Annotated in this window: 13 protein-coding genes; 2 read left to right on the forward strand and 11 right to left on the reverse strand. The window is 72.7% G+C overall.

Features of this window, described 5'->3' with window-relative positions:
• Nucleotides 1–20 precede the first annotated feature (20 nt).
• The 5 genes from dop to GCL72_RS06180 all read right to left on the reverse strand — a co-directional run bounded on the left by dop (nucleotide 21) and on the right by GCL72_RS06180 (nucleotide 6,442).
• A complete protein-coding gene (gene dop / locus GCL72_RS06160) occupies nucleotides 21–1,856 on the reverse strand; it encodes a depupylase/deamidase Dop (protein ID WP_153143834.1) in 1,836 nt (611 codons plus the stop codon).
• Nucleotides 1,853–3,514, reverse strand: coding sequence for a proteasome ATPase (gene arc, locus GCL72_RS06165; protein ID WP_425486765.1), 1,662 nt, complete (start codon nucleotides 3,512–3,514; stop codon nucleotides 1,853–1,855). The genes dop and arc overlap by 4 nt, the downstream gene beginning before the upstream one ends.
• Nucleotides 3,515–3,636: 122 nt before the next feature.
• The gene (locus tag GCL72_RS06170) at nucleotides 3,637–4,725 is read right to left on the reverse strand and encodes a tRNA (adenine-N1)-methyltransferase (protein ID WP_153143967.1); all 1,089 of its coding nucleotides are present in this window, start codon (nucleotides 4,723–4,725) and stop codon (nucleotides 3,637–3,639) included.
• 140 nt (nucleotides 4,726–4,865) lie between these two features.
• Nucleotides 4,866–5,627 carry a site-2 protease family protein gene (locus GCL72_RS06175; RefSeq protein ID WP_153143836.1) on the reverse strand — a complete coding sequence of 254 codons (762 nt, stop codon included), beginning with the start codon at nucleotides 5,625–5,627 and terminating at the stop codon, nucleotides 4,866–4,868.
• Nucleotides 5,627–6,442 (reverse strand): HAD family hydrolase, encoded by an 816-nt coding sequence (locus GCL72_RS06180; RefSeq protein ID WP_153143837.1) that lies wholly within the window; start codon nucleotides 6,440–6,442, stop codon nucleotides 5,627–5,629. The genes GCL72_RS06175 and GCL72_RS06180 overlap by 1 nt, the downstream gene beginning before the upstream one ends.
• A gap of 103 nt (nucleotides 6,443–6,545) precedes the next feature.
• On the opposite strand from GCL72_RS06180, the gene GCL72_RS06185 reads away from it, so the two are divergent.
• On the forward strand, nucleotides 6,546–7,502 hold the full coding sequence (locus tag GCL72_RS06185; protein WP_425486761.1) for a proteasome assembly chaperone family protein: 957 nt from the start codon (nucleotides 6,546–6,548) through the stop codon (nucleotides 7,500–7,502).
• Between the two features lie 30 nt (nucleotides 7,503–7,532).
• Here GCL72_RS06185 and mshC read toward each other — a convergent pair whose 3' ends face one another.
• From mshC to GCL72_RS09780, 3 genes are all read right to left on the reverse strand, one after another.
• Nucleotides 7,533–8,831 carry a cysteine--1-D-myo-inosityl 2-amino-2-deoxy-alpha-D-glucopyranoside ligase gene (gene mshC / locus GCL72_RS06190; RefSeq protein WP_153143838.1) on the reverse strand — a complete coding sequence of 433 codons (1,299 nt, stop codon included), beginning with the start codon at nucleotides 8,829–8,831 and terminating at the stop codon, nucleotides 7,533–7,535.
• A 121-nt stretch (nucleotides 8,832–8,952) separates the two neighbouring features.
• A complete protein-coding gene (locus tag GCL72_RS06195) occupies nucleotides 8,953–9,798 on the reverse strand; it encodes an undecaprenyl-diphosphate phosphatase (protein ID WP_153143839.1) in 846 nt (281 codons plus the stop codon).
• A gap of 169 nt (nucleotides 9,799–9,967) precedes the next feature.
• Nucleotides 9,968–10,288, reverse strand: a complete 321-nt coding sequence (locus GCL72_RS09780; protein WP_153143840.1) for a primosomal protein — start codon at nucleotides 10,286–10,288, stop codon at nucleotides 9,968–9,970.
• Between the two features lie 208 nt (nucleotides 10,289–10,496).
• Here GCL72_RS09780 and GCL72_RS06205 point away from each other — a divergent pair, with 208 nt between their 5' ends.
• Complete coding sequence (locus GCL72_RS06205) at nucleotides 10,497–10,754, forward strand: DUF5703 family protein (RefSeq protein WP_246161045.1); 258 nt, start codon at nucleotides 10,497–10,499, stop codon at nucleotides 10,752–10,754.
• 22 nt (nucleotides 10,755–10,776) lie between these two features.
• Here the strand turns inward: GCL72_RS06205 and GCL72_RS06210 are convergent, their stop codons facing one another.
• The 3 genes from GCL72_RS06210 to GCL72_RS06220 all read right to left on the reverse strand — a co-directional run bounded on the left by GCL72_RS06210 (nucleotide 10,777) and on the right by GCL72_RS06220 (nucleotide 14,980).
• Nucleotides 10,777–11,952, reverse strand: coding sequence for an acyl-CoA dehydrogenase family protein (locus GCL72_RS06210; protein WP_153143841.1), 1,176 nt, complete (start codon nucleotides 11,950–11,952; stop codon nucleotides 10,777–10,779).
• Nucleotides 11,949–13,280, reverse strand: a complete 1,332-nt coding sequence (locus tag GCL72_RS06215; protein WP_153143842.1) for a M20/M25/M40 family metallo-hydrolase — start codon at nucleotides 13,278–13,280, stop codon at nucleotides 11,949–11,951. The genes GCL72_RS06210 and GCL72_RS06215 overlap by 4 nt, the downstream gene beginning before the upstream one ends.
• A 236-nt stretch (nucleotides 13,281–13,516) precedes the next feature.
• A complete protein-coding gene (locus GCL72_RS06220) occupies nucleotides 13,517–14,980 on the reverse strand; it encodes an SPFH domain-containing protein (RefSeq protein WP_153143843.1) in 1,464 nt (487 codons plus the stop codon).
• Between the last annotated feature and the right edge of the window lie 328 nt (nucleotides 14,981–15,308).

Below are 15,308 nucleotides of genomic sequence, written 5' to 3' on the forward strand. Positions count from 1 at the left end.
GAGGGATCCGTCCTGCGAGTCTACGTCCTCCGCCGCGAGGAGTCGGCCGAGGGGCTCGGACCGGTCGACGGCGCCGAGCCCGGGCCGCCGTCCTGCCAGGAGACCTGCTCCAGCATCCGGCGCAGCCCGCTGATCATCGCCCGCGGGTCCTTCGCCGCGAGCAGCACCGGCTCGGCCTCGGCGCGGGCGCCGGTGGTGGGCTCGGGCATGCTCAGCCGCTCGGGCGGCGACGCCGGATCCGGACGCAGCAGGATCTGGTCCCAGCTCGCCCCGGCGAGCAGCTCGGGATGCTCGGCGACGAGCTGACCGCGCAGCCAGGCCCGCGTCTCCTCCGGGGCGTGGGCGGCCGACCAGCGCACGGCGTCGTCGGTGAACAGCCGGCGCATCCGTCCGGCACGGACCAGCCGGTGGTGCAGCCCCTTCTCCGGGCGGATGTCGTGGTACTGCAGGTCGACCATCGCCAGCACCGGCGCGTCCCAGTCCAGCCCGTCGCGCCGGCGGTAGGACTCGAGCAGCTGCCGCTTGGCCACCCAGTCGACGCGGTCGGCCGCGGCGTCGACGTCCTCGGCGAGGTCGTCGAGCAGCTGCTCCCAGGCATCCAGCACCTCGGCGGTCTCGGTGTCGGGCGCATGGCGGGCGGCCTTGGGGCCGGACTTCTCGGCGGCGCGGGAGACGGCGGCGCGCAGATACAGCCGCTGGATCTGCAGCGCGGTCATCTCGCCGCGGTTGGTGCGCACCGCCGTCTGCAGCGTCGGGTCGTGGGAGATCGCCTTCAGCGCGCCGACCGGATCCCGCAGCCGCAGCTGCGGGGCGCGGCCCGATTCGATGAGGTCGAGGACCAGCGCCGTGGTGCCCACTCGCATCCAGGACGAGTACTCGCTCATGTTCGCATCGCCGATGATCACGTGCAGCCGGCGGTGCCGATCGGCGTCGGCATGCGGCTCGTCGCGGGTGTTGATCAGCGGTCGCCGGATCGTGGTCTCCAGCCCGACCTCCTCGAAGAAGAAGTCGGCGCGCTGCGAGATCTGATACCCCGGCTCCGGGTGCTCGGCGCCGATCCCCACGCGTCCGGCGCCGCAGAGGATCTGCCGGGTCACGAAGAACGGGATCAGCCCGGCGGCGAGCTCGTCGAAGGGCAGCTCGCGCGGCACCAGGTAGTTCTCGTGCGCCCCGTAGGAGGCCGACTTGCCGTCGGTGTTGTTCTTGTAGAGCAGCACCTGCGGGCTGCCCTCCTCGGCGGCCAGCCGCTCCGCGGCGCGGCGGACCACCAGATCGCCGGCGACGTCGTGCAGCACCGCCCGCTTGGCCCCGACGGTCTCCGGGGCCGAGTACTCCGGATGGGCGTGGTCGACGTAGAGCCGCGCCCCGTTGGACAGCACCAGGTTGGTCAGCAGATGCGGCTGGTCCTCGCGCATCCGGAAGAAGTCGCCGCGCCAGCCGGCGGCTCCGGCCTGCTGGAACTCGACGTCGGCGCGGCCCGCGGCCGCTCCCCCGGCGCCTTCGGCGACGTCGGCCGGGCTGGGGTCCGGACCGCTGACCCCGGTCAGCGGCTCGACGCCTGCGGCGGCCTCGCCGTCGTCGACTGAGCTATCACCGGCGTCGACTGCTTCGGAGCTGTCAGTCAGCTGGCTCGGATGCGCCGCGGAGCGCGGCAGCACCCAGCCGCGGGCATCCACCAGCGGCGACTCGGACTGATAATCCCATTCGGCACCGGCGACCTGTCCTCCGGCCTCGGTCACGGCGGCGGCGTAGGCGTTGACCAGCTCGATGGACAGCGCCACGTGACTGGCCCGGGGGTTGCTCGGCGCATGGACCCCGTACTCGGTCTCCATGCCGATCAGCCGTCGCACGCTCATGCCCGTCCTCCGTTCCGCTCGGTGGCGCGCTCGCTCGTCCGGTCGCCGGTCGCGGCCGGCCGCTCGACGGCGACCACCGGCGTCGGCGCCGAGCCGAGCACGCGGGCCCACTCCTGAGGGTCCGCCGTGCTGAGCAGGTCCTGCTGGTCGGCCAGCTCGTCGTCGACGGCGACGCGCAGGTGCTCGGCCGTCACGCCCTTGGTCTCCGGATCCCGTCCGGCGCCGAGGTGCTCCTTGATCGCGGCCTTCTTCGCCCGATCGACGATGCTGCCCAGCACCGCGCCCGAGACGAATTCCGCAGCGGCCAGGTCCGTGATCCCGCCGTCGGCATGACGCAGGCGCAGCCACGCCCGACCGTCGGCCGGGAAGAGCCGCGAGACCACGGTCTCCACCAGCTGCTGGACCGCCTCGTCACGACCGCCGCGCGCGGCCACCTGATCGGCCCGCAGCGGCACTCCGGCTCCCAGGTGGATGCGCAGGATCTCGCGGGCGCCGTCGACGGCGGGGCGCCGCACCCGGATCTTCACGTCCAGCCGCCCCGGACGCAGGATCGCCGGGTCGATCATGTCTTCACGGTTCGACGCACCGATGACGATGACGTTGTCCAGCGTCTCGACACCGTCGATCTCGGCCAGCAGCTGCGGCACGATCGTCGTCTCCACATCGGAGGAGACCCCCGAGCCGCGAGTGCGGAACAGCGCCTCCATCTCGTCGAAGAAGACCACCACCGGATGGCCGGCGTCGGCGCGCTCCCGGGCGCGGGAGAAGATCACCCGGATATGGCGCTCGGTCTCGCCGACGTACTTGTTCAGCAGCTCCGGGCCCTTGATGTTCAGGAAGAACGGCGAGCGCACCCCGCCCTCGGCGCCGGGCCTCTCCTCGGCCAGCGAGGAGGCGACCGCCTTGGCGATCATCGTCTTGCCGCAGCCCGGCGGCCCGTAGAGCAGGATGCCCTTCGGCGCCGAGAGTCCGTGCTCGCGGAAGAGGTCGGCGTGCTGGAAGGGCAGCTCGACGGCATCGCGGATCTGGGTGATCTGCTCGCCCAGTCCGCCGATGTCGGCGTAGCTGACGTCGGGGGTCTCCTCCAGCACGACGTCCTCGACCTCGGAGAGCGGGACGATCTCGGTGGCGGTGCCGGTGCGCAGGTCCACGGTGACCGCGTCGCCGACGCGCACCGGCTGGTCGGCGCGGCGGCTCGCCGCCGGGGACAGACGGACCACCCGCTCGTCCTCGCCGCGGGAGAGGATCACCAGACGGTCGTCGGGCAGCACCTCCTTGACCCGTGCGATCTCCCCGGTGGCCTCCGGCTCGAGCACCGCGACCACGGCCAGGTGCTCGTTCAGCAGCACCTCCGCACCCGGCTCCAGCTCCTCGGGGTCGAGCAGCGGCGAGAGGCTCACCCGCATCCGGCGTCCGGCATGGAGCACGTCGACGCCGGGACCGGCGGCCGCCTCGATCTCGCGCCCCTCGACGACTTCGTGCCGCGGGCGGTAGGCGATGACGGTGGCGAAGGAGAAGGGCGCCTGACCGTCGGCGTGCAGCGCCTCGCGCAGCTCCTCGATGCGCCCGCGGGCGGCGGTCAGCGTCTCGGCCAGCTGGGTGTTCTGCCGCCCGGCGATGCGCGCCTCCTCCTCGAGCTCCCGAGTCCTCCGGCGCATGGAGTCCAGCTGCCGGCGGGTCTGCTCGAGTCGGCCGCGCAGCTGCTCGGCATCGTCCTGCCGCACGTCGTCCTGTCGCGCGTGGTCCTGCCGGGCATCGTCCTGCTGCGGGTGGTCCTGGCTCACTGGTCCTCCTCTCGATCCCCCTCGGCGACGGCGGCGTCCGTGCCGCCCGGCTCGCCGGCGGGGCCGACGTCGGGGTCGTCGAGCTCGCCGTCGACGGCCCCGCGGGCGGCGTCGGCGAGCTTCTGCGCGTGGGCGGCGGCCTTGCGGGCCTTCTTGCCGGTGACCGGGCGCTTCTTGAAGGCCTGTTCGTCCCAGGGCTGCTGGACGTCGTCGGGCAGCCAGGCCGCCAGGTCCTCGGCACTGACCTCGGACTGCTTCTCACGCTTCTTCAGCGTCAGCGGCGTCTCCTCGTCGGCGAGCCGCCGAGCGGCCAGCAGGAAGCCGGTGTGGGCGATCATCCGGTGATCCGGCCGCACCGCCAGCCCGTCGAGGTGCCACGTGCGCACCATGGTCTCGTGCGCCTCGGGCTCGGTGAAGCCCTCGGACTCCCGGATGGCCTCGGCCAGCCGAGAGAGCTGGGTCACTGTGGCCACGTAGCTGACCCACACTCCGCCCGGGGCCATGATCTGCTTCACCGCGTCCAGGCACTCCCAGGGGGCGAGCATGTCCAGCACCACGCGATCCACCGAGCCGGGCTCCTCGACCTCGAGGACCTTCTCCTGCATATCGCCGACATGGACCGCCCAGCCGGGGTGCTCCTCGCCGAAGAAGGCCGCGACGTTGCCGCGGGCGATCTCGGCGAAGTCCGCGCGCCGCTCGTAGGAGTGCAGCGTGCCCTCGTCGCCGACGGCGCGCAGCAGCGACAGCGACAGCGCGCCGGAGCCGACCCCGGCCTCGACGACGCGGGCGCCGGGGAACACGTCGGCGACCTGGACGATCTGCGCGGAGTCCTTCGGGTAGACCACTGTCGCCCCGCGCGGCATGGAGAGCACGAAGTCGTTCAGCAGCGGACGCAGCACCTGGTATTCGTGTCCGGCCTCGTTGGCCACCACGATCCCTTCGGACCGGCCGATGAGCGTGTCATGCCGCAGCACGCCCTGGTGCGTGTGCCATTCGCCGCCGTGCTGCAGCGTGATGGTGCTCGGCTTGCCCTTGCGATCGGTCAGCTGGACGCGCTGGCCGGCACGCAGCGGGCCGGTGCGCATCCGGGCGCCGACGGGGCCGGTGCTCTGGCCGTCGGGCTGGGTGGTGGTCACGGGGGATCGTCCTCCTCGAGGGGTCGGTCATCAGGCGGGGCCGGTCCGCCGGCGCGGGCGGTCCGGTCTCGTCGGGCGGCACTGCGAGCCTATCGTCCCCGCCCCTCGCGGCGCTCTCGCCGCAGACCGGCGCGGGCGGCGGTCACAGTGTCCGAGGCGCCCTGCCACAGGACGAAGCTCACCATCGCGGCGACGACCACGACCACCAGATTCGTGCCGCCTCCGTCGGCGATCAGCAGCCACACCGCCGCGAGGACGAGGCCGGCGACGACGACGCGTCCGGCCCATCCGGCGGCCAGCGCGCCGCGGAGCCGGCTGCCGGTGGCCGCCCAGACCGTCGACTCGACGAGTCGGCCGCCGTCCAGCGGCAGACCCGGCAGCAGGTTGAACACGCCCACCAGGAAGTTCATCACCACGGTCACCGAGGCGAGCATGCCGAGGACTCCGACCGGCGTGAACGTCTCGATCAGCCACCAGCCGATCCCGGCGATCACCAGATTCGCGGCCGGCCCGGCGAGCGAGACCGCCAACGACTTCGTGGGCGTGGAGTCGCCGGCGAGGAACTCGGTGTGCCCGCCCCACAGGTTGAGCTCGATCTCGGTCGGCGGCCAGCCGAAGGCCCGCGCGCTGAGTGCGTGGGCGAGCTCATGGGCCAGCACCGAGACCAGCAGCAGTCCTGCGTAGCCCAGCGCCACCGCGTAGGCCCCGACGCCCAGGTCGAAGATGCGGTCGACCTGCGGGCCGAAGAGCAGCACGATGGCCGCGGCGACGATCAGCCAGGAGGCGCGCAGCCGCAGCGGGATGCCGGCGATGCGGATCCGCGCCGCGGCTCCTCCGCGCCGGCGGGCCATCAGTCGGCCGCCGAGGCGTCCGGGACCGCGCCGAGGGACGGGGCGAACGGCGACGGCGCCCCGGGGCCGACCATCCGGTCCAGGGCGTGGACGTCGAGGCCCTCCAGGCTCTCGCGCAGGTGCCAGCGGTCGTCCTCGGGCAGCGGGCTGAAGTGCGGCACCGCCAGCGTGGGCAGTCCGGAGGCGGCCGCGGCGGCGGTGCCGGGCACCGAGTCCTCCACCGCCAGGCAGCGCGCCGGGTCGAGCGGCTCGCCGGAGACGGCGGCATGGTCGGCGGCCATCCGCTCCACCGCCTGGTGATAGGCCTCCGGATCGGGCTTGCCGGCGGCGACCATGTCCCCGGAGACGATGAACTCGAGGTGTCCGGCCGGCAGGGCGGCGACGACCGTCTCGGCCAGCAGCGACTCCGACATCGTCACCAGCGCGCAGCGCACCCCGGCGGCGTGCAGGTCGGCCAGCAGCTCGCGCGCCCCGGGACGCCACGGCATGTTCTCCCGGGCCCGGGCGGCGACCCGGGTGATCATCCAGTCGATGATCTCGCGGGAGGTCATCCGCACCCCGGCCTCCTGGAGGACGGCGGCGCTGTGCGTCAGCGCCTGGCCGACCAGCGCATGGGCCTGCTCCTGGGACCACGTGCCGCCGTAGGAGGCGACGAGCTCGTACTCGGCCTCGATCCAGTGCGGCTCCGTGTCGACCAGCGTGCCGTCCATGTCCCAGAACACCGCCTGCAGGCGCTGATCCGGGCGGCCCGCCGCCGACGCGTCGGCGGCGGAGGGGCGGACGGCGGACGAGGGGGCGGGGACGCGGGAGACCATGGAGCCTATTCTAAGAGGTCGCGCCGGGTCGCGCCGTCGAGCAGATCACAGCCGGAGGCGATGCTGACCTGGGTGCTTTCCCCGCGCAGGCCCCGGGGCTAGTGTGAGGACCGTGGACGAGACGACGCAGCCGCCGGACCAGCCGGCCGAGGAGCCCGGTCGCGCCGCCCGCTTCGCCGCGCATCTGCGCGAGGTGGGCGACGGCACGACCGCGCGCCCGACGGTGATGGTGCTGGCCTTCGAAGGGTGGAACGACGCCGGAGGCGCGGCGTCGGCGGCGGTGCGCTCGATCGGCTCCGCCGCCGACGCCGAGCTCGTCGAGCGCCTCGAGGACGAGGACTACTACGACTACCAGTTCACCCGCCCGAAGGTCCGCCGCACCGGCTCCCATCGGGAGATCATCTGGCCCTCGACGCGGATCTTCCGGGCTCGTCCCCGGCGGGCCGAGATGGACCTGCTGCTGGTCCACGGCGTGGAGCCCAGCTTCCGCTGGCAGGGGTTCACCGCGGACCTGCTGACTCGGGCGGCCGAGCATCACGTCGACGCGATCGTGCTGGTGGGCTCGCTGCTGGCCGATGTGCCGCACACGCGTCCGATCCCCGCGGCGCTGTCCACCGAGGACGAGCAGCTGCAGGACCGGCTCGACGTCGACGAGCCGACCTACGAGGGCCCCACCGGCATCGTCGGCGTCCTCTCGCACACCGCCTTCCAGGCCGGGATCCCCGCCGTCTCGCTGTGGTCGGCGGTGCCGCACTACGTGGGCCAGGCGCCCTCGCCGAAGGCGCAGCTGGCGCTGATGCGCGAGCTCGAGGACCTGCTGGGGATCTCCCTCGACGTCGAGGACGTCGCCGAGGACGCCGCGGCCTGGGAGCGCGGCGTCGACGACCTCGCCCAGGAGGACGAGGAGATCGCCGAGTACGTCAAGCGTCTCGAGGAGGCCACCGACACCTCGGACCTCCCCGAGGCCAGCGGGGAGGCCATCGCCCGCGAGTTCGAGCGTTACCTGCGCCGTCGGCGCCCGCCGGAGGGCGGCTTCGGCTCCGGCGGCGGCCGCGGCTGATCCGCCGCATCCGGCGCCGGCCGGTCCCGGTTAGGCGCGCAGGTCGATGCCGAGCAGCGCCTGCACGACGTCGGCGACGCGCGCGGCGTCGGTGCCGGCGGCCAGCTGGCCCGCCGCCCAGCGGTCCAGCTGCTCGAGCGCCGCCGGCGCATTGAGGTCCTGGGAGAGCGTCGAGTGCAGCGCGTGCTGCAGGTCCTCGGGCTCCTTGTCGGCGTCGCCACCGCGCGCCGGCTGCGGAGCCTCGGCCAGGGCGTCCTTCCAGCGCTGCAGCCGCTCGCCCGAGGCGGCGAGCTCCTCGTCGGTGAAGCTCCAGTCGGAGCGGTGGTGGTGGCTGAGCAGCAGCACCCGCACCGCCTGCGGATCGACGCCGTCCGCGCGCAGCGCGGAGACCAGCACCAGGTTCCCCTGGGACTTCGACATCTTCTCGCCGCGCAGCCCGACCATTCCGGTGTGCACGTAGGTCTCGGCCAGCGGCACTCCGTCGGCGGCCGTGGCATGCGCGGCGGAGAACTCGTGGTGCGGGAAGCGCAGGTCCGAGCCGCCGCCCTGCACGGTGAACGGGGCCGGCAGGTGACGCCGGGAGATCACCGAACACTCGATGTGCCAGCCGGGCCGGCCGGGTCCTAGCGCGCCGCCCTCCCACCAGGGCTCCCCGGCGCGCCGCGCGCTCCACAGCAGCGGATCCAGCGCGTCGCGCTTGCCGGCACGCTGCGGGTCACCGCCGCGCTCGGGGAAGAGCTCCTCCATCGCAGCGCGGTCGTAGGCGCCGATCGAGCCCAGCCGCCAGTCGGTGGCCGCCTCGGCGGCGGCGATGTCGAAGTAGACGTCGTCGCCGTCGGCGGCGTCGACGCGCTCGGACTCCGGCACCGGCACCCGATAGCCGATCCCGGCCTCGACGAGCCGCTCGACGTCGGCGACGACCTCGGGCACCGACTCCGCCGCGCCGCGGAAGACGTCCGGAGCGATCACGCCCAGGGCGGCCATGTCGCGGCGGAAGAGCTCGGTCTGCTCCTCCCCCAGCTCGCGCCAGTCGGTGCCGGTGGCGGCGGCGCGCTCGAAGAGCGGATCGTCGACGTCGGTGACGTTCTGCACGTACTGCACCTCGAGCCCGCAGGCGTGCCAGTAGCGCACCAGCAGGTCGAAGTTCACATAGGTGTTCGCATGCCCCAGATGCGTGGCGTCGTAGGGCGTGATGCCGCAGACGTAGAGCGAGCCCACGCCGTCGCGGGGCTCGACGTCGGCCAGTCGGCCCGTCGCCGTGTCATGCAGCCGCAGCGTCGGCGGCAGCGCCGGGAGGCTCGGCACGGTCGGGGAGGTCCACGATTCCACGCAGTCGGTCCTTTCCTCCCCGTCGCACGCGGCGCGGGGGCATCTGGGCTGGGGCGTCCGATCACTGGCCAACAGCCCCACGCCCGTCGGTATTTCCACGCTCCGGCCCGAGCCGAGGAGATCAGGCGTTGATGATGCCGAGGCCGAGCAGCACGAAGACCGCCAGCCCCGCCAGGATCCGGTAGATCACGAAGACGGTGTAGGAGTGGCTCGAGATGAACTTCATGAACCAGCCGATGATCACATAGGCGATCAGGAAGCCGACCACTGTCGCCAGCGCCGTCTGCGGAAGCGAATACGGCCCGGAGGCTTCGTCGACGGACTGGATGAGCATGTAGAAGCCCGAGCCGAAGACGGCCGGGATGGCCAGCAGGAAGGAGTACCGCGCCGCGGCCTCGCGGGTGTAGCCCATCAGCAGGCCGGCGGTGATCGTGCCGCCCGAGCGCGAGACGCCGGGCACCAGCGCCAGCGACTGCGCGAGGCCGAAGAGGATGCCGTCGCGGACGGTGAGCTGGTCCAGCGGCTTGCGCTGCCGGCTCTTCAGATCGGCGATCGAGAGGATCAGACCGAAGATGATGAGCATGGCGGCGACGAGCCAGAGCGAGCGGAACACGCTCTCGATCTGGTCCTCGAAGAGCAGCCCGAGCACCACGATGGGCACGGAGCCGACGATGATCAGCCAGCCCATGCGCACGTCGGGATCCCGATGCGGACGCTTCCCCGCGACCGCCAGGCACCAGGCGCCGATGATGCGCACGATGTCACGCCAGAAGAACGTGACCACCGCCGCCTCGGTGCCGAGCTGGGTGATCGCGGTGAAGGCCGCCCCCGGGTCGGCGCCTCCCGGCAGGAACTCCCCCACGATGCGCAGATGCGCGGAGGAGGAGACCGGGAGAAACTCCGTCAGACCCTGGACCAGCCCCAGGATGATCGCTTCAATCCATTGCACACCGTGAGCGTATTCCATCAGCCCGCCCACCTGGTGAACCTGGCGCTGTGTGCCGCGGACGGCGTCGGTGACATCGCCCACCCCGCACCGGGCACACCGCGCCTGGGGTCACCGCCGGTGCTGCGCATCCCGGACGGGCTGCAGCGCCGGGACGCGGGCGAACTCTGCCGCCGGGTCAGATGCCGGGTCAGACGCCGCGGGCGGAGGCGGGCTGGTCCTCCTCCGCAGCGTCCTCGTCGTCGCCCTCGTCCTCGTCGTCTTCGTCGTCCTCGTCATCGTCCTCGTCGAAGTCGTCCTCGTCGTCGCCCTCCTCGTAGAGGTCGAGCGGCGTGACTTCGCCGGTGGCCGCGAACAGCGCGTCCTCATAGGCCTCGAAGGCGTCGGCGACGCCGTAGAAGGCCGACTCGACTGCAGGGTCCTCCTCGCCGCGACGGTTGAGGGAGGCAGAAAGGTGCTCCTCGAGAGCGTTCGTCAGCGTGCTCAGTGCGACGCGGGGATCGATGTTCATGGCATCACGGTACCAATGCGGGGCCCCGACGGTAAGACGTCGGCGGAGGAATCCTCGACCGGATCCGATGCGGCGGCACCGCTCGACGGCGCGCGCCGGCCACCTCCCCCGCCGGTGCCGGCCGCCGCCGGCGGTGCGCTAGGGTGTGGCCCCGAGGGCCCGGCCGCGCCGATCGGCCCTGCCGGAAGAACCGCAGCAGAGAGCGAGCGTGACGATGGCCGAGCACTTCTCCGGATCCGCCTCCGCCGTGGCGGCGCACTACACCGACGACTCCGGGCCGGGCTCCGCCTGGGAGTACCTGGTGATCCGCTGCGAGCCGCGCGAGTCGCTCGCCGAGGTCCGACGCCGGGTCGTCGAGCACGCCGAGCAGGGGCGCTGGGAGCTGCGCCGCAGCCGGATCTACTCCGGCGGATTCCGCAAGTACTGGCTGCGCCGGCGCATCATGAAGGTCCGCCGCACTCTCTGAGCGCCAGAACCCTCCGGCGGAGTCAGTCCTCCAGGGGACCGAGCAGCTGGGCGGCCAGCGTCCGGTGCGCCGAGGCGTCGTCGGAGGGATGGTGGATGCCGGCCAGCACGTCCCGGTGCAGCCGGGACAGCTCGCTCGTCCGGGCATACTGCCCTCCCCCGCCGACCTGCAGCGCGGCGTCGACGGCGGCCCGTGCGGTGCGCGTGGCCCGCGTGCGCAGCGAGACCAGACGCGGGAACCAGGTCTCGCCGTGATCGACGCCGGACTCCAGATCGGTCAGCGTCCCGCGCAGCTGGGCGTCGAGGGCCAGCTGCTCGAGCTGCGCCTCGGCCAGCCGATAGCGCACGTCGGGGTCCTGCGCGAGCGCCCGCCCGGTGGTCAGCGCCGTCCGTGCGGCGGCGTGCTCGGCGCCGAGCTCGAGCGCCCGGTCGCCGAGTCCGGTGTAGACCGCCGAGAGCAGCCCGAGGAAGCTGGAGAAGATCGCGAAGATCAGCGGATCCCGGTTCGGGCCGGCGGGCAGCCGGCGCACCACCCGCTCGGCGGGCACCGTCGCGTCGTCCAGCGCCGTGGCGAAGGAGCCCGAGGCGCGCATCCCCAGGGCATCCCACTCCCCGGCGGGCGACCATCCCTCGGCCGAGCGCGGCAGGAACCCGACCACCAGCGGCGTCTCGCCGCCGTCGACGTCGCGGCCGAGCAGTCCCAGCCGGGTCCAGACCGGGGTGAGCGAGGTGAAGATCTTCAGTCCGGTGAACGACGCCGAGCCGTCGGCGTCGGTGCGCACGTCGGTGGTGGAGTCGAAGAGCACCGCGTCGTTGCCCGGCTCGGAGATCCCGAAGGCGAAGATCTCGCCGGCGGCGGCCTCGTCGAGGACCTGGACGAACTCCGCATGGCCGCCGGCGACCATCCGTCGGGCGGCGGCGACCCAGACCTGGTGCATGTTCACCGCCAGCGCGGTGGCCGGTGCGTGGGCGGCCAGCAGCCGCTGGGCGGCCGCGGCGGTCGGCAGGTCCCAGCCCAGGCCGCCGTGCTCGACCGGGACCAGTCCCCGCAGCAGCCCGGCGGCGGCGAGCTCCTCGACGTCCTCGTGGCAGAAGGCGTTGCGCGCGTCGAAGTCGGCGGCGCGTTCCCGGATGCGGCCCAGCAGCGCCGGGTCCAGCACCTCGGCGATCCCGGCGCCCGCCGCCGGCCCCGCCGTCACTGCGCCTCCAGGAAGCGGTGCAGCACGCGGACGCCGAACTGCAGCGCATCCACCGGCACCCGCTCGTCGACGCCGTGGAACATCCCGGTGAAGTCCAGCTCGGCGGGCAGGCGCAGCGGGGCGAAGCCGTAGCCGGAGATGCCGAGCGCGGCCAGATGCTTGTTGTCGGTGCCGCCGCCGAGCATGTACGGCAGCACCACTGCATCGGGGTCCTCGGCGCGCAGGCTGGAGACCATGCCCTCGACCAGCGCTCCGGAGAACGGCACCTCCAGCGAGGGGCCGCCGTTCTGCAGCTCGAAGCGCACCTTCTCGCCGGCCAGCTCGGCCAGCGTGGCGGCGACCTTCGCGTCCTGCTCCGGCAGCGTGCGCGCGTCGACCAGCGCCTCGGCGGATCCGGGGACCACATTGTGCTTATAGCCGGCGTCGAGCGCCGTCGGATTGGAGGTGTTCTGCAGCGTCGCGGCGATGAACTTCGCCGTGGACCCGGTGGCCTCCAGCAGCGGCGCGGGGTCCTCCTCGTCGAAGGGGATCCCGGTGAGCTCGGAGAGCTGCTCCATCAGCGCGCGCGTGGTCTTGGTGTACTCGATCGGCCAGCAGTGCGCGCCGATCGCGGCGACGGCCTCCCCCAGGGTGACCACCGGGTTGTCGCGCTGCACGGCCGAGCCGTGGCCGGCGGTCCCCTCGGCGATCATCTTCGTCCAGTGCAGGCCCTTCTCCCCGGTCTGGATCAGGTAGGCCCGCCGGCCGGCGATGTCGGCGGAGAACCCGCCGACCTCGCTGATCGCCTCGGTCGCGCCGTCGAAGAGCTCGGGCCGGTCGGCGACGATCCGCCCAGCGCCCCAGCGGCCGTTGTCCTCCTCGTCGGCGAAGAAGGCGATGATGAGATCACGTCGGGGACGGCGTCCCTCGCGGCTCATGCGCAGCACGGCGGCGAGGATCATCGCGTCCATGTCCTTCATGTCCACCGCGCCGCGGCCCCAGATCATGCCGTCGACGATCTCGGCGGAGAACGGGTCCACCTGCCAGTCGGCCGCCTGGGCGGGGACCACGTCGAGATGACCGTGGACCACCAGCGCACCCGCCTCCGGATCGGTGCCGGCCATCCGCGCCACCACCGAGGTCCGGCCCGGCGCCGTCTCGACGAGCTCGGGCTCGAGGCCGGCCTGCCGCAGGATCGCCGCACAGTACTCGGCCGCCTCACGCTCGCCGCAAGCTTCCCCGCCGCCCCAGTTCTGCGTGTCCATGCGGATCAGGTCGCGGCAGAATGCGACGACGTCGGCCTCGGCCTGCGCCGCGGGATCGACGGTGTCGGCATCGGTGGGGGTCATCAGCGCCTCCTGCAGACGGTGGGGTGGTCTCGCCGGTGCCCAGCCTATCGCGGGGCCCGGGACCGGAACCCTCGGCCGACGAAGAAGGCTCCCGTCGACCAGGAGGATCTCCTGGTCGACGGGAGCCTGATCACCGGGAACGCGAGAAGCCGCGATCCCGCTCCGGTCAGCGGCGGGCGCGGCGGAGAGCCCGGTCTCCCGTCAGCCGCGCGGCCCGGAGCCCGGGCGGTCGAGCGTCACTCGCCGGACTCCGGCGACGACGTGCCGGGCTCCCGGCGCGACTCGTCGCCGTCGGCCGCGGAGGACGCGGCCGGCACCCCGGCAGATCCTCCGACGTCGCGGCGACCGGACTCGGAGATCGCGGTGCCGACGGCCTCGCCCTGGACCTTGGCCTGCAGGATCGACCCCAGGTCGATGCCGGTGGCGGCCTCGACACGCTTGAACACCCCGGCCAGGGCCACCGAGGACTCTCCGTCGAAGTGTTCGGAGGCTCCCGACTCGCCGGATCCGCCGATCAGCGTCATCGAGCCGACGTTGGCATAGCCGGCGGCGAAGGAGTCCATCAGCTGGGGCAGCACGGCCAACGCCTCACGGGCCAGCACCGCTTCCTGGTTCTCGCGCAGCGCTTCGGCCTCTGCGCGGATGGCCGCGGCCTTGGCCTCGCCCTCCTCGCGGATCGCGGCGGCCTCGGCTTCGGAGCGCTGCCGGCGCGCGCGGGCCTCCGACTCGGCGACCAGGGCTTCGGCCTCGGCGGCCTTGGTGCGCTCGTAGGCTTCGGCGTCGGCGCGCTTCTGCTGCTTGTAGAGGTCGGCGTCGGCGACGCGCTTGACCTCGGCGTCCAGCTCGGACTGACGGTTCTCCGCCTGCTGGCCGAGCACCTGCTGTCGCGCCTTCTCCCCGGCCAGGGCCTCGGCCTGCTCTGCTTCGGCCCGCGCCTGCCCCACACGGGACGTCGCTGCGGCCTGGTTCGAGTCGTACTCGGTCTCCTCGATGAGGTTCTGCTCGTTGTTCGCGATCCGTTCCTTGGCGATGGCGCGCTCGGCGTTGGTCGCGGCGATCTCCGCCGCCTGGCGCTTCGCCTCGATCTCCGGAGCGCCCAGCGAGGAGATGTAGCCCGAGTCGTCGGTGATCTCGCGGATCTGGAAGGAGTCCAGCAGCAGACCCTGGGTCCGCAGCTCCGGGGAGATCGACCGGGAGATCTCCTCGGAGAACTTCTGCCGGTCCCGCATCAGCTGGATGACCGTCTGCTGGGCCATCAGGCCGCGCAGCGCGCCTTCGAGCTGGTCCTGGGTGTATTCGACCACGGCCTCGTCCTGGGAGGCGAAGCGCTCGGAGGCCGCCTTGACGTCCTCGACCCCGCTGCCGATCTTCACCAGCGCCACTGCCTCGGCGTTGATGGTCACGTTGTCATGGCTCTGCGCGGTGACGGTCATCGAGACCTGTCGGGAGCGCAGCGAGATGATCTCGTGCCGCTGGCGGATCGGGTTGACGATCGCCCGTCCGTTGACGATGACCTGTTTGGGCCGCGTCTCCGGCGCGTCGGACTTCGAGGACTTGCCGGTGACCACCAGGGCCTCGTCCGCACGGGCGACCTTCGTCCAGGCGCGCATGATGATCAGCCCGACGATCCCGGCGAGCACGACCGCCACGACCAGGATGATCAGGATCGCGATCGCGCCGCCTGTTGTCAGTAAATCCACGTGTTCTGCCCTCCATGAGGTGCGGTGCTGTGACTGCCGTCCTGAGCGGCCGGTCCCCCACCGAGCTCGCGGCGCGAGCCCGGTGGGTCAGGGAGTCGGCGCATGACGGTGTGGACGGTCACCGAGACGAGCGCCGCCGTGGGCCGATCGCCGCAGGACCTATGCGCCGATGGTACGTGTCATGGCTGATTGATATCGACAGGGCTCTCGGGCGTGCTGGGAACTGCCGCCGATCCGGCCGGCTCGGCGCTCCCGGCCGCCGGCTCGGCGCCGCGCACGAACGAAGCCCCGGGCCGATCCGCTGGGGATCGATCCGGGGCTTCTGCCG

The sequence above is a fragment of the Nesterenkonia halophila genome (assembly GCF_009467795.1).
Taxonomy (GTDB): domain Bacteria; phylum Actinomycetota; class Actinomycetes; order Actinomycetales; family Micrococcaceae; genus Nesterenkonia; species Nesterenkonia halobia.